General features: G+C 68.4%; 22 protein-coding genes, 1 tRNA gene and 1 pseudogene. 8 read left to right on the top strand and 16 right to left on the bottom strand.

The window, feature by feature from the left end:
• Positions 1-50 precede the first annotated feature (50 nt).
• From VHS75_RS12690 to VHS75_RS12720, 7 genes are all read right to left on the bottom strand, one after another.
• Positions 51-1,448: a class II fumarate hydratase gene (locus VHS75_RS12690; RefSeq protein WP_414694304.1), complete on the bottom strand. Its 1,398-nt coding sequence runs from the start codon at positions 1,446-1,448 to the stop codon at positions 51-53.
• 232 nt (positions 1,449-1,680) lie between these two features.
• On the bottom strand, positions 1,681-2,193 hold the full coding sequence (locus VHS75_RS12695; RefSeq protein WP_329638984.1) for a GNAT family N-acetyltransferase: 513 nt from the start codon (positions 2,191-2,193) through the stop codon (positions 1,681-1,683).
• 3 nt (positions 2,194-2,196) lie between these two features.
• The gene (locus VHS75_RS12700; protein ID WP_329638985.1) at positions 2,197-2,499 is read right to left on the bottom strand and encodes a DUF1778 domain-containing protein; all 303 of its coding nucleotides are present in this window, start codon (positions 2,497-2,499) and stop codon (positions 2,197-2,199) included.
• A gap of 78 nt (positions 2,500-2,577) precedes the next feature.
• Positions 2,578-3,885, bottom strand: coding sequence for a nitrate/sulfonate/bicarbonate ABC transporter ATP-binding protein (locus tag VHS75_RS12705; RefSeq protein WP_329638986.1), 1,308 nt, complete (start codon positions 3,883-3,885; stop codon positions 2,578-2,580).
• 74 nt (positions 3,886-3,959) lie between these two features.
• The gene (locus VHS75_RS12710) at positions 3,960-5,717 is read right to left on the bottom strand and encodes an ABC transporter permease subunit (protein ID WP_329638987.1); all 1,758 of its coding nucleotides are present in this window, start codon (positions 5,715-5,717) and stop codon (positions 3,960-3,962) included.
• A 246-nt stretch (positions 5,718-5,963) separates the two neighbouring features.
• Positions 5,964-7,229, bottom strand: coding sequence for a CDF family Co(II)/Ni(II) efflux transporter DmeF (dmeF, locus tag VHS75_RS12715; protein WP_329638988.1), 1,266 nt, complete (start codon positions 7,227-7,229; stop codon positions 5,964-5,966).
• A gap of 10 nt (positions 7,230-7,239) precedes the next feature.
• Complete coding sequence (locus tag VHS75_RS12720) at positions 7,240-7,515, bottom strand: metal-sensing transcriptional repressor (RefSeq protein WP_329638989.1); 276 nt, start codon at positions 7,513-7,515, stop codon at positions 7,240-7,242.
• A gap of 160 nt (positions 7,516-7,675) precedes the next feature.
• Here VHS75_RS12720 and VHS75_RS12725 point away from each other — a divergent pair, with 160 nt between their 5' ends.
• The 5 genes from VHS75_RS12725 to VHS75_RS12745 all read left to right on the top strand — a co-directional run bounded on the left by VHS75_RS12725 (position 7,676) and on the right by VHS75_RS12745 (position 11,523).
• Positions 7,676-9,022, top strand: a complete 1,347-nt coding sequence (locus VHS75_RS12725; RefSeq protein ID WP_329638990.1) for a carbohydrate porin — start codon at positions 7,676-7,678, stop codon at positions 9,020-9,022.
• 280 nt (positions 9,023-9,302) lie between these two features.
• Entirely contained in the window at positions 9,303-9,833 is a 531-nt protein-coding gene (locus tag VHS75_RS12730) for a hypothetical protein (protein ID WP_329638991.1), read from the top strand.
• A gap of 183 nt (positions 9,834-10,016) precedes the next feature.
• Entirely contained in the window at positions 10,017-10,643 is a 627-nt protein-coding gene (locus VHS75_RS12735) for a PEPxxWA-CTERM sorting domain-containing protein (RefSeq protein ID WP_329638992.1), read from the top strand.
• Positions 10,644-10,732: 89 nt separating this feature from the next.
• Positions 10,733-11,155, top strand: coding sequence for an Hsp20 family protein (locus VHS75_RS12740; RefSeq protein ID WP_329638993.1), 423 nt, complete (start codon positions 10,733-10,735; stop codon positions 11,153-11,155).
• A gap of 98 nt (positions 11,156-11,253) precedes the next feature.
• Complete coding sequence (locus VHS75_RS12745) at positions 11,254-11,523, top strand: DUF1150 domain-containing protein (protein ID WP_329638994.1); 270 nt, start codon at positions 11,254-11,256, stop codon at positions 11,521-11,523.
• A gap of 10 nt (positions 11,524-11,533) precedes the next feature.
• On the opposite strand, the gene VHS75_RS12750 is transcribed toward VHS75_RS12745, so the two are convergent.
• The 3 genes from VHS75_RS12750 to rpoN form a co-directional block, all read right to left on the bottom strand.
• On the bottom strand, positions 11,534-12,013 hold the full coding sequence (locus tag VHS75_RS12750) for a PTS sugar transporter subunit IIA (protein WP_329638995.1): 480 nt from the start codon (positions 12,011-12,013) through the stop codon (positions 11,534-11,536).
• 82 nt (positions 12,014-12,095) lie between these two features.
• Entirely contained in the window at positions 12,096-12,716 is a 621-nt protein-coding gene (gene hpf, locus VHS75_RS12755; RefSeq protein ID WP_329638996.1) for a ribosome hibernation-promoting factor, HPF/YfiA family, read from the bottom strand.
• Positions 12,717-12,792: 76 nt separating this feature from the next.
• Positions 12,793-14,295, bottom strand: coding sequence for an RNA polymerase factor sigma-54 (rpoN, locus tag VHS75_RS12760; protein WP_329638997.1), 1,503 nt, complete (start codon positions 14,293-14,295; stop codon positions 12,793-12,795).
• Between the two features lie 158 nt (positions 14,296-14,453).
• Between rpoN and VHS75_RS12765 the strand changes: the two genes are divergently transcribed.
• Positions 14,454-15,179, top strand: a complete 726-nt coding sequence (locus VHS75_RS12765; RefSeq protein WP_329638998.1) for a YafY family protein — start codon at positions 14,454-14,456, stop codon at positions 15,177-15,179.
• On the opposite strand, the gene VHS75_RS12770 is transcribed toward VHS75_RS12765, so the two are convergent.
• A complete protein-coding gene (locus tag VHS75_RS12770; protein ID WP_329638999.1) occupies positions 15,176-15,814 on the bottom strand; it encodes a hypothetical protein in 639 nt (212 codons plus the stop codon). The two genes, VHS75_RS12765 and VHS75_RS12770, sit on opposite strands and share 4 nt — an antisense overlap.
• A 45-nt stretch (positions 15,815-15,859) precedes the next feature.
• On the opposite strand from VHS75_RS12770, the pseudogene VHS75_RS12775 reads away from it, so the two are divergent.
• Positions 15,860-15,943, top strand: a pseudogene (locus VHS75_RS12775) (hypothetical protein); the annotation flags it as partial.
• A 54-nt stretch (positions 15,944-15,997) separates the two neighbouring features.
• Here VHS75_RS12775 and lptB read toward each other — a convergent pair.
• The 5 genes from lptB to VHS75_RS12800 all read right to left on the bottom strand — a co-directional run bounded on the left by lptB (position 15,998) and on the right by VHS75_RS12800 (position 18,938).
• Positions 15,998-16,723 carry an LPS export ABC transporter ATP-binding protein gene (lptB, locus tag VHS75_RS12780; RefSeq protein WP_329639005.1) on the bottom strand — a complete coding sequence of 242 codons (726 nt, stop codon included), beginning with the start codon at positions 16,721-16,723 and terminating at the stop codon, positions 15,998-16,000.
• A 57-nt stretch (positions 16,724-16,780) separates the two neighbouring features.
• Positions 16,781-17,434: an LptA/OstA family protein gene (locus tag VHS75_RS12785; RefSeq protein WP_329639000.1), complete on the bottom strand. Its 654-nt coding sequence runs from the start codon at positions 17,432-17,434 to the stop codon at positions 16,781-16,783.
• A 14-nt stretch (positions 17,435-17,448) separates the two neighbouring features.
• Complete coding sequence (gene lptC, locus VHS75_RS12790) at positions 17,449-18,087, bottom strand: LPS export ABC transporter periplasmic protein LptC (protein ID WP_329639001.1); 639 nt, start codon at positions 18,085-18,087, stop codon at positions 17,449-17,451.
• Positions 18,088-18,090: 3 nt separating this feature from the next.
• Positions 18,091-18,717 carry a ribonuclease D gene (locus VHS75_RS12795; protein WP_329639002.1) on the bottom strand — a complete coding sequence of 209 codons (627 nt, stop codon included), beginning with the start codon at positions 18,715-18,717 and terminating at the stop codon, positions 18,091-18,093.
• A 134-nt stretch (positions 18,718-18,851) separates the two neighbouring features.
• Positions 18,852-18,938: transfer RNA gene (locus VHS75_RS12800), tRNA-Leu, on the bottom strand.
• Positions 18,939-19,063: 125 nt separating this feature from the next.
• Between VHS75_RS12800 and VHS75_RS12805 the strand changes: the two genes are divergently transcribed.
• Positions 19,064-19,743, top strand: a 680-nt coding sequence (locus VHS75_RS12805; RefSeq protein WP_329639003.1) for a complex I NDUFA9 subunit family protein, incomplete at its 3' end; no start/stop codon positions are given.

Genomic DNA, 19,743 nt, shown 5'->3' on the forward strand with positions numbered 1-19,743 from the left:
CTGGGGGTGGCGGCGGCGCGCCCGAGCCGGACGCGCCACCGGACCACGGCTCAAACGTGCGCGGGCTCAGGCGCCTTGGCGTCCACAGCGACGAACGGCTGGATCATCTTGCGTGGATCGACGATCCGATCGAACTCCGCCTCGGTGACGAAGCCCAGCTTCAGGGCTGCCGCCTTCAGCGTGAAGTCGTTGTCCATCGCGTAGTGGGCGATCTTGGAGGACTTGTCGTAGCCGATGACCGGCGAGAGCGCCGTGACCAGCATCAGCGACCGTTCGACGTACTCGTTGATCTTCTTGAGGTTGGGCTTCGTCCCCTCGACCAGGAACGTCCTGAAATTGGCGCAACCGTCCGTCAGGATCGTGATCGAATGAGTGAGGTTCAAGATCATCAGCGGCTTGTAGACGTTCATCTCCAGATAGCCGCCGGCGCCGCCAAAGCCGACGGCGACGTCGTTCGCCATGACCTGGACGGCGATCATCGCCAGCGCCTCGCATTGGGTCGGATTGACCTTGCCCGGCATGATCGAGGAGCCCGGCTCGTTCTCCGGAATCTCCAGTTCGGCAAAGCCGGCGCGCGGGCCGCACGACATCAGCCGGATGTCGTTGGCGATCTTGTAGAGCGACACCGCCAGACCGCGCAGCGCGCCGGACAGGAAGACCAGGGCGTCGTGGGCGCCCTGCACCGCGAACTTGTTGGGCGCGGTCACGAACGGCAGCGCCGTCAGCTTGGCGATCTCGGCGGCGGACAACTCGGCGAACCCGGGCGCCGAGTTGATGCCGGTTCCGACCGCGGTGCCGCCCAGCGCCAGGCGGTAGACGCCGCCCAGGGCGAGTTCGATCCGCTCCAGGTCGTCCGTGAGCATCCCGACGTAGCCGGACCATTCCTGGCCGAGCGTCAGCGGGGTCGCGTCCTGCATGTGTGTCCGACCGATCTTGACGATATCGCTCCAGGCCTTCGACTTGGCGTCGAAGGCGTCCCGCAGCGCCGTGACCGCCGGGATGAGCCGCGTCTTCGCATTGACCGCCGCGGCGATGTTCATCGCCGAGGGGAAGCTGTCGTTCGACGACTGGGCCATGTTGACGTGGTCGTTGGGGTGAACCGGCGCCTTGCTGCCGAGCGGCGTGCCGGCGAGTTGGCAGCAACGGTTCGAGATGACCTCGTTGACGTTCATGTTGAACTGGGTGCCGCTTCCGGTCATCCACACATGCAGCGGGAACATGTCCGGGTGCTGGCCCGCGAGGATCTCGTCACAGGTTTGGACGATTAGGCGATAGGGCTCGTCCTGCAGCCGGCCGTCCCTGTGGTTTGCGGTCGCCGCGGCCTTCTTGAGCGTGGCGTAGGCGGCGATCATTTCCCTGGGCATCAGGTCCTTGCCGATGCTGAAGTGCTCCAGCGAGCGCTGCGTCTGCGCGCCCCAGAGCCGGCTGGCCGGGGACGTCCACTTCACCGAGACTGTCAAATTCTTTGCGGACCTCGACCATCGCCGATCTCCCTTTCGTTGGCTGCACCGATGGATAGACAAGCCTACAACTCAGTCGGCCGCGCGTTCGGTCCGCAGCGGCGGAGCGTCCGCGTCAAGAAAGTCGAGCGCGCCGGGCCGCGGGAACGCGAATCAACATTTGTCGACCTGGCTCCCCGCCTTCGCGGGGATGAGCGGGATCGGGGACAGCTTCGGGAAATCAGGGACGCCGCGCATGCTTCAGCGACGTCGCGATATCCCCCATCGACCTGAACAGGCTCAGCGGATCGTCCTTGGACGGGACGAACCCGCGGCGCACCCAGAAGGCCGCAGCGTCGACGTCGATCGCGTTGACCAGCAGGGCGCGGCCGCCGACCAGCTCGGCGGCGGCGACGCAGCGCTGGAGGGCGTGTTTGAGCAGGCCTGTGCCGACGCCCTGGCCGGCCCAGGCGCTGTCCGTCGCGAGCTGGCCGAGCAACAGGCACGGCACGGGGTCGGGCGGCTGGCCGGTGCGGATGGCGCGCGGCAGGCCGGCGGCGACCACGGCGGTGGGCGCCAAGCCGTAGTAGCCGACCACCCGCCCGGCGTCGTGGATGACCAGTACGGCGGTGAAGCCCTTCTTCTGGTTCGAAAGCGCGTGGGTCTTCAGCCAGTGGTCGAGCGATGGCTTGCCGGAGGAAAACTGCGAGACGTTATGGGCGGCCGAGAGCGGCTCCGGCTCTGAGAGCGGCAAGGCTCAGCTCTGGCCCTTTGCGGCGTCGGCCTCCCAGGGCGCGGGACGGCGCAGGATCTCGACGATTTCGGGAACCGGGGCCGCGGGCGCGGAGAGCGTCTGGACGAAGGCCTCGAAGCCGTCGGGGCTCATGCGGATCAGCGCCGTCTCCATCAGCACATCCTCTGCGGCGCGCACGGCGGCGTCGCGCACGAAATCCGTTCGCGAGCGGCCGCGTAAGCCCGCGGCGCGATCGATCATGGCGATGTCCGCCTGCGGCAGGCGCATCGAGAGCGGGTGTTCCTTGCGGTCAGCGGCGCGGGCCATGGCGATCCTTTCCTCATCGGGCAAGGTAAGGCGGTGTAGTGTATTTTGCAATACGCCGCCTATCGAACCTGATCCGCCTCAGCTCGGGTCGTCGAGGGTGAAGAGGTCGGCGCCTTCGTCGTAGGCGAAGCACTCGGCGTAGCGGGCCCAGTTGATCACCGCCTTCAGGGTCTGTTCGGCGTCCTCCTCGGACATCAGGTCCTCCAGCTCGTCGCGGAAGCGGTGACCCGGCGCGCGGTGCGAGGCGCGCTCGTCGAGGACGCGGCGGATGTGGCCGGCCAGCGGGACGTAGGCGATCAGGTGCTGGGCGAAGAGCTGCTTGCGGGCGTCGACGTCGGCGTCGGCGTAGCGGCGCGCGTCGGCGGTCAGGCGGATGTCGCCGCCTTCCAGCTCGGCGAAGCGCAGCAGCTGCAGGGTCTCGGCGATGGGGAACAGCTCGTCGGCCTCGTAGTGCAGGTCCTCGGCCAGCTCCGGCAGGTGGGCGGCCCCGTCGAAGGGCTTGGCGTTCACCGTCTCCATCAGGCCGGCCAGGATGTTGGTCGAGACCCGGGGCAGCACCATGCCGATGCCGACGCCGGGGAAGACCCCGTCGCCCTTGCGCCCGTCGCCCGCCCCGCGCTGGGTCATCCGCGCATAGATGTCGTCGACCAGGCGGCGGAAGGCCGGGTTCTGGCGGTTGCGCGGCTGGGGCATGTCGACCTTGATCTCGGCGACGATGCGGCCCGGGTTGGAGGAGAACACCAGGATGCGGTCGCACATCAGCACCGCCTCCTCGATGTTGTGGGTGACCATCAGGATTGAGCGGATGCCCATGCGGCCTTCGCACCAGAGGTCCAGGAGGTCGGTGCGCAGGGTCTCGGCGGTGAGCACGTCCAGGGCGGAGAAGGGCTCATCCATCAGGAGAATGGTCGGGTCCACGACGAGGGCCCGCGCGAGACCGACGCGCTGGCGCATGCCGCCGGAGAGCTCCTTCGGATAGGCGTTCTCGAAGCCGTCGAGGCCGATCAGGTCGATGGCGGCGAGCGCGAGGCTGCGGCGCGTTTCCGGGGCGACGCGCTTGGCTTCGAGCCCTACCTCGACGTTCTGCTGCACGGTGAGCCAGGGGAAGAGGGCAAAGCTCTGGAAGACCATGCTGACCCGGGTGGGGTTGGCCGCATCGCCGTCGGGGAAGTCGATCTCGCCGCCGGTCGGGTGGATGAGGCCGGCGATGGAGCGCAGCAGAGTCGACTTGCCGGACCCGGAGCGGCCGAGCAGGCCGACGATCTCGTTGTCGAACAGGGTCAGGTCGACGTCGTCGAGCACCAGCTGGCCGCCGCCGCCGGGCTTTCCGTAGAGGTGGCGGACGTTCTTGACGTCCAGCAGGTGGCGTTCGTCGATGGCGGGCATGGGAGCCTCCCAATCCTTAAGTTTGGAGCGCGTCGGACGGGTGAACCGGCTTCCACTTCACCCTGACGCGCTTCCTAGTCCAGACGCAGGCGGCGCTCGGCGAACCGGTACATCGGCCGCCAGAGGACGCGGTTGAAGGCGATGACGAAGATCGACATGACGGCGACGCCCAGGGCGACGCGGCCATAGTCGCCGGCGGCGGTGGCCTTGGCGATGTAGGAGCCGAGGCCCGCGGCCTCGAGGTGCTTGTCGCCCCAGGTCACGGCTTCGGCGACAATGCTGGCGTTCCAGGAGCCGCCCGAAGCAGTGATCGCGCCGGTGACGTAGTAGGGGAAGATCGCCGGCAGGGCGACCTGGCGCCACCACTGCCAGCCGGAGATGCTGAAGATGCCGGCGGCCTCCTTGAGGTCCCCCGGAATGGCGCTGGCGCCGGCGATGACGTTGAACAGGATGTACCACTGGGTGCCCAGGATCATCAGCGGCGAGAGCCAGATGTTCGGGTCGGCGTGCAGCGCCACGATGGCCACCACCACGAAGGGGAAGAGCACGTTGGCCGGGAAGGCGGCGAGGAACTGGGCGATCGGCTGCAGCCGCTCGGCCCAGGCGGGGCGCAGGCCGATCCAGACGCCGATCGGCACCCAGATCAGGCTGGCGAGCGCAATCAGCACGACCACGCGCACCAGCGTGGCCAAGCCGTAGCCGAAGGCGACCGCCGCGTCGCGCCAGTTGAGGGTCTGGGTGAGGAAACTCCAGAGGAACCAGACGGCTGCGACCGCCGCCGCGCCGACCAGGGCGAGCCAGAGGCCGTCGAGGGCGCGCGAGGTCTGCGGGCCCAGGCGCACCGGCTGCAGGCTGAGCTTCGGGACCGGCCAGTCGATGGCGCCCAGCGCGCGGGCGGGCCAGCTCAGCGACCCGATGGCCAACCGCAGCCAGCTCACCCGGCGCACCAGGTCATAGACCCAGGAGCTGGGACGGTCCTGCGAGGCGGTCTGCTCGAAGCGGAACTTGTCGGCCCAGGCGACGATGGGACGGAACACCAGCTGGTCGTAGAGCAGGATCACCACCGCCATGGCGCCGACCCCGATGGCCACCGCCATCATGTCCTGGCGCTCGATGGCCAGCGCCAGCCAGGAGCCGATGCCGGGAAGCGCGATGGTGGTCTTGCCGACGGTGATCGCCTCCGACGCCACCACGAAGAACCAGCCGCCGGACATGGACATCATCACGTTCCACACCAGGCCCGGGGTGGCGAAGGGCAGCTCCAGGCGCACGAAACGGCGCCAGGCGGAGAAGCCGAACTGGCGGGAGACCTCGTCCAGGTCGCCCGGGATGGTGCGCAGCGACTGGTAGAAGCTGAAGGCCATGTTCCAGGCCTGACTGGTGAAGATCGCGAAGATCGCGGCGCACTCGACGCCCAGCTGGCGGCCCGGGAACAGACCCATGAAGAAGGTGACCGTGAAGGTCAGGAACCCGAGGATCGGCACCGACTGCAGGATGTCGAGCGCCGGCACGATGAGGAGCTCGGCCTTGCGGTTCTTGGCGGCCAGGGTGGCGACGGTGAAGGTGAACAGCAGGGACGCGCCAAGGGCCGCGAACATCCGCAGGGTGGTCAGCAGCGCGTATTCTGGCAGGCGCGCGGCGTCGAGCGTCACCGGGGTCGTGCGCAGCTGCGCCAGGGGCTCGCTCATCTCGCCGGCGCCGCGGACGATCAGCACCGCGGTGGCGGCCAGCAGCAGGAAGGCGATCAGGTCGGCCCACGATGGCGCGGCGCCGACATGCAGGAACCGCGCGAGCGGCCGCGATCCAGGCCGGTCTCCGGAGAGGAATACCATGGCTTACCTCGTGAGACGCCGCCGGCGGTCGTCACGGGTCGAGCCTGACCCCAGGCCCTAGCGGGACGCCCTCAGCGGCGCGTTAGATCGACTGCTACTGTCGCTTGGCATCAGTGGGGTTCCGGTGGGATCGGCCATCCTCCGTAGGGGGATCGTCGACAGGCGGCGGAATGACCCCGGACGCCGCGCCTGTCAAGGCGGTTGTCGGGGCCGTCACAAGAGTTTCGCAGAGCCTGCCGCGCGCCCTTAAGTCGCCGCTCTCGGCGCGCAGGCCGTGACCTCGACGGTGAGGTGCGACAGGATGTCGAACTGGGCCAGGCGGCCGCGGTAGTAGGCGCAGGGCCGCGGCTGGTCTGTGGCGATGGTGACGATGGCGCCCAGGTGGCCTGGGCCCAGGCGCCACAGGTGCAGGTCGGCCACCTGGTCGCCGCCGGCCTCGATCGCCTCGCGCATCCTTTGACCCAGCGTCCGGTCGGGGTTCATGTCGAGCAGGATCGCGCCGGTGTCGCGGATCAGGCCGAACGACCAGCTGGCGATGACCAGGGCGCCGACGATGCCGGCGAGCGGGTCCATCCACAGCCAGCCGAACAGCCGCGCCAGGATCAGGCCCAGGATCACCAGCACAGATACGGCGGCGTCGGCCATGACGTGGACGACCGCCGCGCGCATGTTGTTGTCGCGATGGTGGTCGCCGCCGCCGTGGTCGTGCTCCTCGAACCGCGCCGAGCGCGTCTGCTGCGCGGCGCCGGCTGGCCCGAGACGGACCTCGGCGGTGAAGGCGTGCGGCTCGGGAATCTCCTCCACGCTCTCCAGGAAGTCTCCGCGGCGGACGAGGGCGAAGGTCTGGCGCGCGCCATCGGGGCGCACCGTCTCAATGGCCGCCTGGTCCGGCAAGGCTGCGCCCTGCGGGTGCAGGCGGAAGACCGGCGGCACGCCATCCTCGAACACTTCCAGGCGCAGCGCGCCGTGGTCGAAGGCCAGGCGGTGGCCCTCCTCGTGGGCGTGATCATGGCCATGGCTGTGGCCATGTCCGTGGCCGTGGCCGTGGCCGTGGTGATGGCCGTGATCGCCCGCGCCGAGCAGCCAGGCGCTGGCGACATTGACGGCCAGGCCGAGGATCGCGATCGGAATCGCCTCGCGGAAGTGGATCGGTACGGGCGAGAAGATGCGGGAGACCGCCTCGTAGCCGATCAGCAGGGCGATCATCGCCAGGATGATGGCGCTGCTGAAGCCGGCGAGGTCGCCGAGCTTTCCGGTGCCGAAGGTGAACCGCGGATCCTTCGCGTAGCGGCGGGCGAAGGTATAGGCGAGCGCGGCCAGCAGCAGGGCGCCGGCATGGGTCGACATGTGCAGCCCGTCGGCCACCAGGGCGATCGAGCCGAACGCCAGGCCGCCGACGATCTCCAGCAGCATCATCGCCGTGCAGAGGCCGATCACGATCCAGCTGCGGCGCTCGTTGCGCTCGTGCGCGGCGCCCAGGAAGACGTGGTCGTGGGTCAGGGCGTCGGACATGGCTTCGGCCTCACAGGTACTTGGTGATCTCTTTGAACTCATCGATCGCCAGCTGCGGCGCACGGCCCTCGTCCTCGACGGCATGGGCCAGGCAATGGTCGATGTGGTCGTGGACCAGGGCCTTCTTGGCCGCGGCGACAGCGCGCTCGACGGCGTGGAGCTGCTGGACCACCTCCATGCACGGCCGGTCGGCCTCCATCATGCCGATGACGTTGCGCAGGTGCCCTTCGGCCCGTTTCAGGCGTTTGACGATGTCGGGATGGGTCTTGTGCGTGACGTGGACCATGCGTCTTGACGTATCCCTGGGGGGAGGATAGGTCAAGCGCCCCATATCCTCCCCGGGAGGATATGGGGCGCCGGCGATTGAAGCTCCGCAACTGAATGGAAATCGCCGCGTTTGTTCGCCACCGCCGAGCCCGCCTCGGCCCAGGACCAAGAGGCCGCCCATGACCCGCCATCCTCGCCTCTGGCCGGCTGTGACGGCGCTGGTGATCATGCTGATCGCCAGCCCGGCGTTGGCGCAGTCGGCGGATAAGGCCGGCGACGACGAGGCGCCGCAAAGCTGGGCGGTCCACGGCCAGGCGACCTTCGTCGATCAGGCCAACGCCGCCTTCCGCTCGCCCTATCGCGGCGCCAACAGCCTCGATCCCGCCGCGCGGGGGCGTGAGACGGCGGATGTGACACTCTACGCCGGAGCTCGCCTGTGGCCGGGGATGGAGGTCTGGATCAATCCGGAGATCGACCAGGGCTTCGGGCTCTCAGACACCCTGGGCGTGGCGGGCTTTCCCAGCGGTGAGGCCTACAAGGTCGGCATGGCGCGGCCCTATTTCCGGCTGCAGCGACTGTTCGTGCGCCAGACCATCGATCTAGGCGGGGACAGCGAAAAGACCGAGGCCGACCTCAATCAGCTGGGCGGATCGCACACCGCCGACCGGCTGGTGCTCACGGTGGGGAAGTTCGGCGTGCCGGACATCTTCGACACCAACGCCTACGCCCACGACCCCCGCGGCGACTTCCTGAACTGGGCGCTGATCGACGTCGGGACCTTCGACTACGCCGCCGACGCCTGGGGCTACACGGTGGGCGGCGCGGCGGAATGGTACGTCGGCCGCTGGACCCTGCGCGGCGGCGTGTTCAACCTCTCCAAGGTCCCGAACAGCGAGCACCTGGAATACGATTTCAGCCAGTTCCAGGGGATCGCCGAGATCGAGGAACGGCACCGGTGGGGCGGCAGGCCGGGCAAGTTGAAGCTCACCGGCTTCCTTAGCCGCGGCCGGATGGGCGCCTTCGACGATGCGGTGGCCCTGGCGCAGGCGAGCGGCCAGCCGGTCGACATCGTCGCAGTCCGCCGTTACCGCAGCCGCAGCGGCGTCAGCCTCAACCTGGAGCAGGAGGTCGCCGACGATCTGGGGGTCTTCGCCCGCGCGGGCGTCGCCGGCGGCGACGTGGAGCCTTATGAGTTCGCCGACATCGACCGCACGGTGTCGGCGGGCCTGTCGCTGAAGGGCGCGCGCTGGGGCCGCAAGGACGACACCTTCGGTCTGGCGGCTGTGGTCAACGACATCTCATCGGCCCACCAGCGGTTCCTGGCGGCCGGCGGGACCGGCATCCTGGTGGGCGACGGGCGGTTGCCCCATGCCGGCGCCGAGCAGATCCTGGAAGCTTACTATGATCTCAAGGCCATCGGCCCGGCGCATGTCAGCTTCGACTATCAGGCTGTGAACCACCCGGCCTACAATCGAGACCGCGGGCCGTTGTCGATCGCCGCGGTGCGCCTGCACGCGCAGTTCTAGAGGCTGGGCGGCCAGCGAGCGGCGGGGACTGGACCGTACCCGCCGCTCTGAAAGCCCAACTTTCCGCCGGTGGTTGGCGCCGACGATGGTTAAGCTTCCGCAGATTTTTCTACGCGAAACCGCGGCCAAAGCCGCTGTGACCGAAGGTCTCGGTGCGGAGCAATTGACCGCTCCGCGGAGGGCCTCGGTCCCGCGAACCTGACGGCGTATGAGGCGCAACGCTAGCCGAAGCGTTTGGCGGCGCGCTATGCAGGGGGCGAGCAAGCCTGGGGTTCGTTCCGTGAAGCGCCTGATCCTGACCGCCTCCGCGATGGCCGCCCTGGGCCTGGCGGCCTGCGAGCAGGGCAAGCCGCGGCATCCGCCGCCGGATCCCATGGCGCTGGCCCCGGCGGCGGCGCCCACGGCGCCCACCGGGGGGCTGTCGGCGGGGCTCACCAAGCGGGCGGAGACGGCGGGCTTCTTCCTCGACCACATCGGCCAGTCGGTCGACCCGAGGGGCAAGCCGCCCGCGGTGACGGCGGCGGACGCCCCGATCCTGCTGGACGGATTCGGCTTCGACCCCGTGGCCAAGGCGCCGGCCAAGGGTGTGGACGTGGTGATCGACGGCAAGACCTATGGCGCCAAGTATGGGGCGGCGCGCCAGGACGTGGGGAACTTCTTCAAAAACCCGGCGTTGGTGAATGTGGGCTTTACCACGACGTTGCCGGCCGGAACCCTGGCCGCTGGATCGCACGTTGTGGTGGTAAGGGTGGTGGCTGCAGATGGCCTCGGTTACTTCGACTCTCCCGAAATCCCCTTTCAGGCGAAGTGAATTCCCCTCGGAGGCGAGTTCCAGGACTTCAGTCTTAGACTCAAAGACTGACTTCAACTTTGGATTGCGGTGGTCTATAGTGCGCCCAAGGCCGGAGTTCTCCGGTGGGCTGTCCGGGGACTGGGCATGACTGTTTCCTTAAGCGCAAAAGCGCGGCGCGGCCGCGGTTTTTCAAGCTTGGCCGTGGCCTTGTGCCTGGGGTCGGGCGTGGCTCTGGCGAGCGCGGCGACGCCCGCGGCGGCCTCCACCGTCATCTATGATTTCGTCAGCACCTGTTCGAGCTGCGCCAGCATGGGCGTGGGCGAAATTGTGCTGCAGGACTACACGCCGGGACAAAAGCTCACGATGGCGAACTTCGTGAGCTTCACCTTTACCTCGAACTTCGGGCACGTCCTGGTCAACTCCAGCCAGCTGACGGCCTTCAACGCCTTGCTCGACCCGACGAACCTGGACAGCGCCCACTTCATGATCGGTGAAGGCGGCCAGACCTTTGAGTCGACCGGCACCGGCATCTGGGAAGTCATGTCCAGCCTGAACGGCGCCACGAGTGGAGGTGGTGGTGGCGGCGGTGGCGGCGGTGGCGGCGGCAGCCGTTCGGGCCAAGACCAGACTTCGGGCGACCCGCCGCCGCAATTTGGCTCCTTCGACAGCGGCGCCGTCGAGACGCTAAGCATCCAGAGCGACCTGCAGGAAGTCCTGCCCGGCGTGCCGGAGCCCACCACCTGGGCGCTGATGATCGGCGGCTTCGCCGGCGTGGGCGGCCTGCTCCGCGACCGCAAGCGGCGCGCCGCGCGCCTTGAAGTCGCCTAGCCCTATCACCACCTGAGTCCTTGTCCGGTCGGGCCGCGCCGCAACAGGGCGGACCGGCCGGAGAGTCGCTTTCGACAAGGACTCTTTGGATGAACAGGCCGGTACTTTTCGACAGCCCGTTTCTGTTGGGCTTCGAGCACACTCGCAGTCTCGTCGAGCGCGCCGCCAAAGCAGCCGCCGAGAGCTATCCGCCGTACAACGTGGAAGATCGCGGCGACGGCGGGATCCGCATCACCCTGGCCGTGGCCGGCTTTTCGCCGGACCAGCTGGAGGTGAGCGTCGAGGACCGGCAGCTGACGGTCGCCGGTCGGCGCGACGACAACGCCGCGCGGGCCGAAGACGCCTACCTGCACCGCGGCATCGCCGCGCGCGGGTTCATCCGAAGCTTTGTCCTCGCCGACGGCATGGTCGTGGAGGAGGCCAGCCTCGAACACGGCCTGCTGCACATAGATCTGAGCCGGCCCGAGCCTGAAAAGCGGGTCGTCCGGGTGCCCATACGCACGCGGAGCTGAAGCAAAGATCCAAGTGTTCCTAAGAGACCGCCGGATGTCCGGGGTCTTGAGTCCAGAACGGCCGGCTGAACCGGCGACCGTTCGACGCGTTGAGTTTTATGGAGGTGGTCATGATGACGCCCGTTCTTACGACTGAAGCTTTCGCCGCCCTGGGCGGCCCGAACCTCGTCTATGTGCGCCCGGTGAGCGCGGCCGAGATCCTGGCCAGCGTGCCGTCCGCCCAGATCCAGGGGTTCGACCTTACGCCCGACCAGATGCTCTATGCGGTGCATCGCGCCGACGGCGAACGCCTGGCCGTCCTCACCGACCGCGATAGCGCCGTCGCCGCCGCCCTGGCGCACGAGCTGGCGCCGGTGTCGGTGCACTAACCCCCAAAGCCTAAGCCGCCGATGACCTCGACGCCTGCGCCGGATCCTGCGCGAGCAGGGCGTGGATGGCGTCGGCGGTGCGGGCCTGGCGCAGCTGCTGACGCAGGTCTGCCTGACGTAGGATGCGGCTGACGCGGGCCAGCGCGCGCAGATGCTCGACGCCGGCAGCTTCCTTGGGCGCGAAGAGCGCGAAGATCAGGTCCACGGGCTGATCGTCCACCGACCCGAAGTCCACCGGTTGTTCCAGGCGGACGAAGACGCCGCGCAGTCGCGTGAGGCCGGCAACGCGGGCGTGCGGCGCGGCCACGCCGTGACCGACACCGGTGGAGCCCGCCTGTTCACGCTCGCACAGGGCGTCGAGGACATGGCCGGCGTCGAGGCCGAAATTGCGCGCCGCGATTTCGGCGATCACCGCCAGCGCCTTGCGCTTGTCGCTGGCGCTCACGCGCAAAGAGATCGCGCTGCGATCCAGAAGTTCGCCGATCTGCATGGATGTCTTCTTCAAGAAACTCGCGTTGAACGGCGGCCCGCCCCCCTGACGAACCGCTCCCAGACGTCGGATCGAAACCCGTCTAGGCCTCTACGGTTCCCGCCCCGTTCGCCCTGGTGCGCTCGGGGTCGATCCAGCCGATGTTGCCGTCGGGGCGGCGATATACCACCGACAATCCGCCATGCGCAGCATTTCGAAACACGATTGTTTGAGATTCGGTCAGGTCGAGTTCCAGCACCGCCATGGAAACGGTCATGGTCCCGAGCGGGGTCTCGGTCTCGGCGATGATCATCGGCTCGGGGAAGGTCTCGGGCTGGCCGTCGTAGTCGTCCTCTTCGGGCCCGTCGTCCGACGCCTGCAGGACGTAGTAGGCCGCCGTCTCCGCCTGGCGGGCCAGCGCCTGGGGGTGGTGGTCCTTCAGCCGGTTCTTGTAGCGGCGGATGCGTTTCTGCAGCTTCAGGATCGCCGCGTCGAAGGCCAGGTGGGCGTCGCCGCCGACGCCCTGGGTGGTCAACTGCCGGCCTGAAGCGAGCGTGACCGCGCAGTCCACCTTGAAGGCGTAGCCCTCTCGGCTGACCACCACGTCGGCGCCGCCGCCCTCGCGGTCGAAATATTTGCCAATGCTGGAGGAGAGTTCGTCGGAGACCCGCGTACGCAGGGCCTCGCCGACGTCGACATGTTTGCCGGTGACTTGGACTTGCATGTGAAGATCAACGCGCCGGGCCGGGGAAGGTGTCAACTAACCTGGAGGTGAACGCGGTTATCTGCCGCGCTCTGATTCACGCCGTCTCTTTGAGCCGGCGGCGGCGCTCGACCGAGGACGGGATGCGCATGGCTTCGCGGTATTTGGCGACGGTGCGGCGGGCGATGTCGACGCCGGCTTCCTTGAGGATGTCGACGATGGCGTCGTCGGAATGGACATCGCGCTCGGAGGCCTCGGTGTCGATGAGTTGCTTGATCTTGTGGCGCACGCTCTCGGCGGAGTGGGCGTCGCCGCCTTCGGTGGCCTGGATGGCCGAGGTGAAGAAGAACTTCATCTCGAAGACGCCGCGCGGGGTGGCCAGGTATTTGTTGGAGGTCACCCGGCTGACGGTGGACTCGTGCATGCCGATGGCGTCGGCCACGGTCTTCAGGTTCAGCGGGCGCAGGTGCTCGACGCCATAGGCCAGGAAGCCGTCCTGCTGGCGCACGATCTCCGAGGAGACCTTGAGGATGGTCTTGGCCCGCTGGTCGAGGCTCTTCACCAGCCAGCTGGCCTGGGCCAGGCAGTCGGTGACGAAGGTCTTCTCCTGGTCGGTGCGGGCCGAGGCGCTGACGCGGGCGTGATAGCGCTGGTCGACCAGCAGGCGCGGCAGGGTCTCCGAATTCAGCTCGACGAGCCACAGGCCGCCCAGGCCCTCGCGGACGTAGACGTCGGGGACCACGGTCTGGGCCGGCTCGCCGCCGAAGGCCGCGCCGGGACGCGGCGTGAGCGCGCGCAGCTCGGCCACCATCTCGCGCAGGTCCTCGTAGTCGACACCACAGGCGCGCTTCAACGCGGGCATGTCGCGCTTGGCGAGCAGGTGCAGGTTGTCGAGCAGGGCCGCCATGGCCGGGTCATAGCGGTTCTTGTCCTTGAGCTGGATCGCCAGGCATTCCGGCACGTCGCGGGCGGCGACGCCCACCGGCTCGAAGCCCTGGATGACGGTGAGCACGCGTTCCAGCATCTCGACCGGGCAGCTCAGGCGTTCGGCGACCTCGGCCAGATCGGCGCGCAGGTAGCCGCCCTCGTCCACCGCGTCGATCAGCACCAAGGCGGCGGCGGCCTCGGCGCCCGCAAGACCGGCGGCGGCAAGCTGGTCGTGGAGGAATTCCTGCAGGGATTTCTCTTGGGTGAGCGCGCCCTCCAGGCCTTCCGAGTCGCCCTCGAAGGAGCCGCCGCGGCTGGCCTTGGACCAGTCGATGGAGGCGCCGGCGTCGGCTGCGCCCATGGGATGGTCGGCGTCGCCGGTGGCCATTTCGCCGGGCGAGCTTTCGTCGTGCGTCGCGTCCAGCTCGGCGCGGGCCCCGGCGTCGTCCATGCGGTCGGTGGAAAGATCGGCGGCGGCCTCGATGGGCGCCTCGGCGTCGGGCTCGGCGTCGCGTTCGTCGCGCTGCAGGAGCGGGTTCTTTTCCAGCTCGGCGTCGACATAGGCGTCGAGCTCAAGATTCGACAACTGCAGCAGCTTGATCGCCTGCTGCAGCTGCGGCGTGATGACCAGACCCTGGCCCTGCCGAATCTCAAGACGCGCGCTGAGCGCCAAAATCGCCCCCTCCAAGCCCACTGGCCTGTTTCTTGCTTTCAACCTTAGCCAGTCGAACGCCACCGATTGGTTAATGCCGCGAACTTCTCCTCTCCCTCTCGCTTCGCGCGGGAGAGGCGGCTACCCTGTCAGCAACTTGGCAGGACGGGTCTTTACCGATGCGGCGCGCGGACCGGCTGTTCCAGATCATCCAGGTGCTGCGCCGCACGCGACGCCCGGTGACCGCCGACGCCATCGCCGTCGAGCTGGAGACGTCGAAGCGGACCATCTATCGCGACATCGCCGACCTGATCGGCCAGCGGGTGCCGATCCGCGGCGAGGCGGGCGTGGGCTATGTGCTGGACGGCGGCTTCGACCTGCCGCCGCTGATGCTGACGCCGGACGAGATCGAGGCCGCGGTGCTGGGCGCCCAGTGGGTGATGGGCCGCGGCGATCCGGCGCTGGCGCGGGCCGCCCAGGACCTGATCGCCAAGATCGGGGCTGCGGTGCCCGAACGCCTGCGGCCGTTTGCGCTGGAGCCCTCGGCGCGGGCGGCGGTGCGATGGAACGTGGCCCCCGACGGGCTGGACATGGCCCAGGTGCGCCAGGCGATCCGCAGCGGGCGCAAGATCACCCTGCACTACTCGGACGAGCAAGAGCGGGTCAGCCTCCGCACGGTCTGGCCCTTCGCGGTCGGCTATCACGAGACGGTGCGGCTGATCATCACCTGGTGCGAGCTGCGCACCGACTTCCGCAGCTTCCGCACCGACCGGGTGAAGGACGCCGACTTCCTGGACGAGCGCTATCCCGAGCGCCCGGCGGTGCTGCGCGCCCGCTACCGCAAGGCGATGACCGAGAAGATGGGCGAGATGGGCTGGCGCGGACAGCCGGGCGTAGCGCCTTAGCCCATATCCAGTTTGCGCGGGACGGCGGGCAAGTGGATGCGCGTGGCGTTGGGCTGAGCCTCGGGGGTGTAGGTCGGCACGCCCTTGACCAGCGGCAGCGGGGCCTTGTGGCCGTCGGCGAATTCGACCTCGCCGGAGGGGACGCCGACGAAGCCGACGTTGGTCAGTTTCGGCATGGCCATGGCCATCACGCCGACCGCCTTGCGTGAGCCCACGGCCGCCTGGGCGATGGCGACGGCGAGTTCGTGGGCGTCGAGGTCCGTGGCGGGCGCGAGCAGCGGCTCGACGCCCAGGACGTTGTTGATCTTGGTGGCCGCATCGATGCCGATCTCGAGCTGGCCGTGCTCCAGCTGGGCCAGGTCCGGCAGGCGCTCGACCTTGCCGTCGGCGCGCAGCGAAAGCGGCGTGCGTTTGGCGCCCTCCACCAGCCAGGCCGGCGCCTTCAGGGGCTCAGCGCCTAAGTGCAGGTAGTAGGCCATGGTGAAGTGGTTCCGCTCGGCGAGCGGCAGCTTCAGATAGGCCGCCAGGTAGGGAAAGGCCTTGTCGGCCTCAAGGGTCTTGTCGGCGGCCAGGGCCGGCGCAGCGAGCGCAAACGCCGCCGCGGCGATGGCGATGATGATGGTTCTGCGCTGCATCGTGAGATCCCCCGAAACCGGTATTCAATCACATAAAAGCCCCGTCATCCCGGCCGCAGCGAAGCGGAGAGCCGGGACCCAGGGGTTCAGGCTGTGCGGTTGCCCCTGGGTCCCGGCTCTACAGCCCGCAAACGCGGGCTTTCGGCCGGAATGACAGAGCTTAGTGCAGATTGGGGGTTCGCCTCAGGCGAAGGTGTCGCCCAGGTAGACGCGGCGGACTTCCGGATCGTCGACGATCTCGCTGGGGGCGCCTTCGAACAGCACCTCGCCGGCGTGGATGATCGAGGCGCGGTCGATGATGTCGAGCGTCTCGCGGACATTGTGGTCGGTGATCAGGATGCCGATGCCGCGGCGCTTCAGGTAGGCGATGACCTCGCGGATGTCGGCGATGGCCAGGGGGTCGATGCCGGCGAAGGGCTCGTCCAGCAGCATGAAGGACGGCTCCGACGCCAGCGCGCGGGCGATCTCGACGCGGCGGCGCTCCCCGCCCGACAGCGAAATGGCGGGCGCGTTGCGCAGGTGCTCGATGTGCAGCTCTTCGAGGAGTTCGGTGACCAGGGCGCGGGCGCGTTTGCGGTCACGTTCGCGCAGCTCGACCACCGCCATGACGTTCTCGCCGACGCTCATGCCGCGGAAGATCGAGGTTTCCTGCGGCAGGTAGCCCACGCCCATGCGGGCGCGCTGGTACATAGGCTGGGCGGTGATGTTCTCGCCGTCGAGGTAGATCGCGCCATAGTCGGCGGCGATCAGGCCGGTGATCATATAGAAGCAGGTGGTCTTGCCGGCGCCGTTGGGGCCCAGCAGGCCGGCCACCTCGCCGCGAGCCAGGCGCAGGCTGACGCCCTTCACCACCGGACGGCCGCGGAACGACTTGCCGATGTTGTCGACGACGAGGCCTGCGCCGGCCATGCCGGGGGCCGTCCCGAACTTTTCGACCTTCACCCGTTCACCTGCCCCGGCCGCCGATCATTTGGCGGCTTTCTTGGTCTTGCCCGCCTGGCCCTGGTCGGCCGCCTTGTCGCCAGCTTGGGCGCCGTTCTGATCGCTGTCCTTGGGATAGAACACGCCGCGCGGCCGGTTCTTGGCGGTGGGACCCTTGCCGCCGCCCTCGACGTGACCTTCGCCGGTGTCGGTGTTGTAGACCATCTTGGTCCCGCGCATGACGTTGTTGCTGGCGTCGACCGCCGTGACGTCGCCGGTGACGGTGACGGTCTTGTTCGTCGCTTCATAGAAGGCGTTGTCGCCGTGCACGCGCCGGCCGTCGCCGGCCATGTAGTAAACGTGGCCCTTGCCCTCGACGCTGATCAGGTCGCCGCAGCTGCTGTTCGTCGTGTCGCTGGCGCTCGCGGCCTTGGCCTTGGCCTTCTTCTCCATGTGCGCGATCAGCACATCGGCGCGCAGGCGCGAGGTCTCCTGCAAGGCCTCGGCCGAGCCGGTGTAGACGTACTCGCAGTCGTTGTTGTGCATCTCGGCCTGGTCGGCGGTGATGTCGACCGGCGCCTTGGAGTTGCTGCTCGCCGGCTTCTGCGCCGCCGCGGCTTGCGCTGGCGCGGGCTGGGCTGCCGCGGGCTGCGCCGCCAGCGCCGCCGCCAACGCCGCGATTGCGATCAGGCTTTTCATCGGCAGGCTCAGCCTCACTTCGGTTGCAGGCGCGAGTGTACCGCGCCTGTGAAGACCATGCGCGCGCCGTTGTCATAGACGCCATAGGACTTCGCTTGGATTTCTCCAAGCGACCCTGCGCCCTGAACGGCGGCTGAACCGACCAATTCTTGGGTCTTCGTGTCGAAAAGCGAGGAGTCTGTGTCAAAGGCGCCGCGGGCGCCGGATATTCGCACGCCCTTGCTCACTTCCAGCTTGCCGGTGTCTTCGTGGAAGATGCCGGCGCCGCTGGTGATGTGCACCGGATCGGGTCCGTCCGTGTCGAGGGTCAGGGTCGGCCGATCGAGGAAGACCCGCTGATAGTTCTGCGGGTCCCGCGTGGCGGTGACCGAGGTCAGGAGGTACGGCTTGCCCTTGGAATCCCGCCCGACGAAGTGCGGGTTCACCAGACGGATCGGCGCCGCGGAGTCGTTGGCCGGCGCGCGGCGCGAGGTGATCGCGTTGATCACCACCGAGGTTCCGAGCCCCAGCAGGATCACCCCGATCAGCGCCGGCAGGACCACGCGCAAGGCGCCGATCACCCGCGAACGCTGGCGCCAGCGCTGGATCGAGACCCGACGCGACGCCCCACCGGACGGCGTGGCGGGCGCGGGGATGTCGGAAACCGCGCTCATGGTTCAGCTGTGGGCGAAGATGTCGACGTCTTCCCAGCCGGCCACGTCCAGCTGGGCGCGGTGCGGCAGGAAGTTGAAACAGGCGCGGGCCAAGCCGTCGCGGCCCTCGCGGACCAGCATCTCGTCGAGGCGTTCGCGCAGGGCGTGCAGGTGCAGGACGTCGGAGGCGGCGTAGGCGACCTGATCCTCGCTGAGCGCGCCCTGCCCCCAGTCCGAGCTCTGCTGGGCCTTGGAAAGGTCGATCCCGAGGAGTTCCTTGGTGACGTCCTTCAGGCCGTGGCGGTCGGTGTAGGTGCGCGCCAGCTTGGAGGCGATCTTGGTGCAGTAGACGGGGGCGGTCACCACGCCCAGATGCAACCAGAACATGGCGATATCAAAGCGGCCGAAGTGGAAGAGCTTCAGCACGGCCGGGTCGGTGAGCAGGCGCTTCAGGTTCGGCGCGTCATAGGTCGAGCGGTCGAGCTGAACCACATGGGCCTCGCCATTGCCGTCGGAGAGCTGGACCACGCAGAGCGGGTCGCGGCCCAGGCGCAGGCCCATGGTCTCCGAATCGACGGCGACCACGGTCGCGCCGGCCAGCGCGCCGGCCGGCAGGTCGCCCTGATGCAGGAATGTCGCCGCCTTCTTCAAGAAGCCCTCCGCCTATCGTCCGAGCTCTTCATATAGAGAGCCTGAGGGCGCGTCGGTACAAAGCGCCGTTATCTGCATCGAAAAAGGGCGGTCCCCGTGAGGGAGCCGCCCTTGTTGCGCTTACGAGGCACCGATGGTGCCCAGGAAAGGACTCGAACCTTCACGGCCGTTAAGCCACTGGCACCTGAAGCCAGCGCGTCTACCAATTCCGCCACCTGGGCCCGATCCGTCGGATCGCGCGAGCCGGCTTCCTTAAAGCCCCGCCTTGCGGCGGTCAACGGCCCCGTGAACGCCAGGGACGGCGGCGGATTGCAGCAGGGCGCGGCATCGTCTATCCGCATCCCTCATGCAGAACCTCGTCACCGTCTTCGGCGGATCCGGCTTCATCGGCGCGCAGGCCGTGCGCCAGCTCGCCAAGACCGGCTGGCGGATTCGGGTCGCCGTGCGCAATCCGGCCAAGGCCTACGCCATGCGGCTGCACGGCGACGTGGGCCAGATTGACATCGTCCAGGCCAATGTCCGCAACCCCGCGTCGCTGCGCCGCGCGCTCGTGGGCGCGCAGGCGGCGGTGAACCTGGTGGCGGTGGCCTACGAGATCGGCCGCCAGGGTTTCCAGGCGCTGCACGTCATGGGCGCGAAGAACGTCGCCGAGGCGGCGAAGGCCGAGGGCGTGACGCGGCTGGTCCATATGTCGGCGCTCGGGGCCAACGCGGAGTCGGAGTCCAAGTACGCCCGCACCAAGGCCGAAGGCGAGGCGGCCGTCCGCGCGGTCTATCCGGACGCCGTGATCCTGCGCCCGTCGGTGGTGTTCGGTCCGGAGGACGATTTCTTCAACCGCTTCGCCGGCATGGCCGCGACCGCGCCGGCGCTGCCCCTGATCGGCGGCGGCCATACCCGCTTCCAGCCGGTCTTTGTGGGCGACGTGGCCCAGGCCATCCAGGTGGCGCTGTCGCGCCAGGATGGCCGCACTTATGAATTGGGCGGTCCCGGCGTCTATTCCTTCAAGGAATTGCTGCAGCTGATCCT

This window comes from Phenylobacterium sp., assembly GCF_036264965.1.
GTDB lineage: Bacteria > Pseudomonadota > Alphaproteobacteria > Caulobacterales > Caulobacteraceae > Phenylobacterium.

Bases quoted from the DNA above. Each gene is read 5' to 3' on its own strand.
- lptB (WP_329639005.1), bottom strand. From the start codon at position 16,723: ATGGCCGGCGCAGGCCTCGTCGTCGACAACATCGGCAAGTCGTTCCGC.
- VHS75_RS12740 (WP_329638993.1), top strand. From the start codon at position 10,733: ATGAACAGGCCGGTACTTTTCGACAGCCCGTTTCTGTTGGGCTTCGAG.
- VHS75_RS12745 (WP_329638994.1), top strand. From the start codon at position 11,254: ATGGAGGTGGTCATGATGACGCCCGTTCTTACGACTGAAGCTTTCGCC.
- VHS75_RS12725 (WP_329638990.1), top strand. From the start codon at position 7,676: ATGACCCGCCATCCTCGCCTCTGGCCGGCTGTGACGGCGCTGGTGATC.
- VHS75_RS12765 (WP_329638998.1), top strand. From the start codon at position 14,454: ATGCGGCGCGCGGACCGGCTGTTCCAGATCATCCAGGTGCTGCGCCGC.
- VHS75_RS12705 (WP_329638986.1), bottom strand. From the start codon at position 3,885: ATGCCCGCCATCGACGAACGCCACCTGCTGGACGTCAAGAACGTCCGC.
- VHS75_RS12720 (WP_329638989.1), bottom strand. From the start codon at position 7,515: ATGGTCCACGTCACGCACAAGACCCATCCCGACATCGTCAAACGCCTG.
- VHS75_RS12750 (WP_329638995.1), bottom strand. From the start codon at position 12,013: ATGCAGATCGGCGAACTTCTGGATCGCAGCGCGATCTCTTTGCGCGTG.
- VHS75_RS12700 (WP_329638985.1), bottom strand. From the start codon at position 2,499: ATGGCCCGCGCCGCTGACCGCAAGGAACACCCGCTCTCGATGCGCCTG.
- VHS75_RS12785 (WP_329639000.1), bottom strand. From the start codon at position 17,434: ATGAAAAGCCTGATCGCAATCGCGGCGTTGGCGGCGGCGCTGGCGGCG.
- VHS75_RS12770 (WP_329638999.1), bottom strand. From the start codon at position 15,814: ATGCAGCGCAGAACCATCATCATCGCCATCGCCGCGGCGGCGTTTGCG.
- lptC (WP_329639001.1), bottom strand. From the start codon at position 18,087: ATGAGCGCGGTTTCCGACATCCCCGCGCCCGCCACGCCGTCCGGTGGG.
- VHS75_RS12710 (WP_329638987.1), bottom strand. From the start codon at position 5,717: ATGGTATTCCTCTCCGGAGACCGGCCTGGATCGCGGCCGCTCGCGCGG.
- hpf (WP_329638996.1), bottom strand. From the start codon at position 12,716: ATGCAAGTCCAAGTCACCGGCAAACATGTCGACGTCGGCGAGGCCCTG.
- dmeF (WP_329638988.1), bottom strand. From the start codon at position 7,229: ATGTCCGACGCCCTGACCCACGACCACGTCTTCCTGGGCGCCGCGCAC.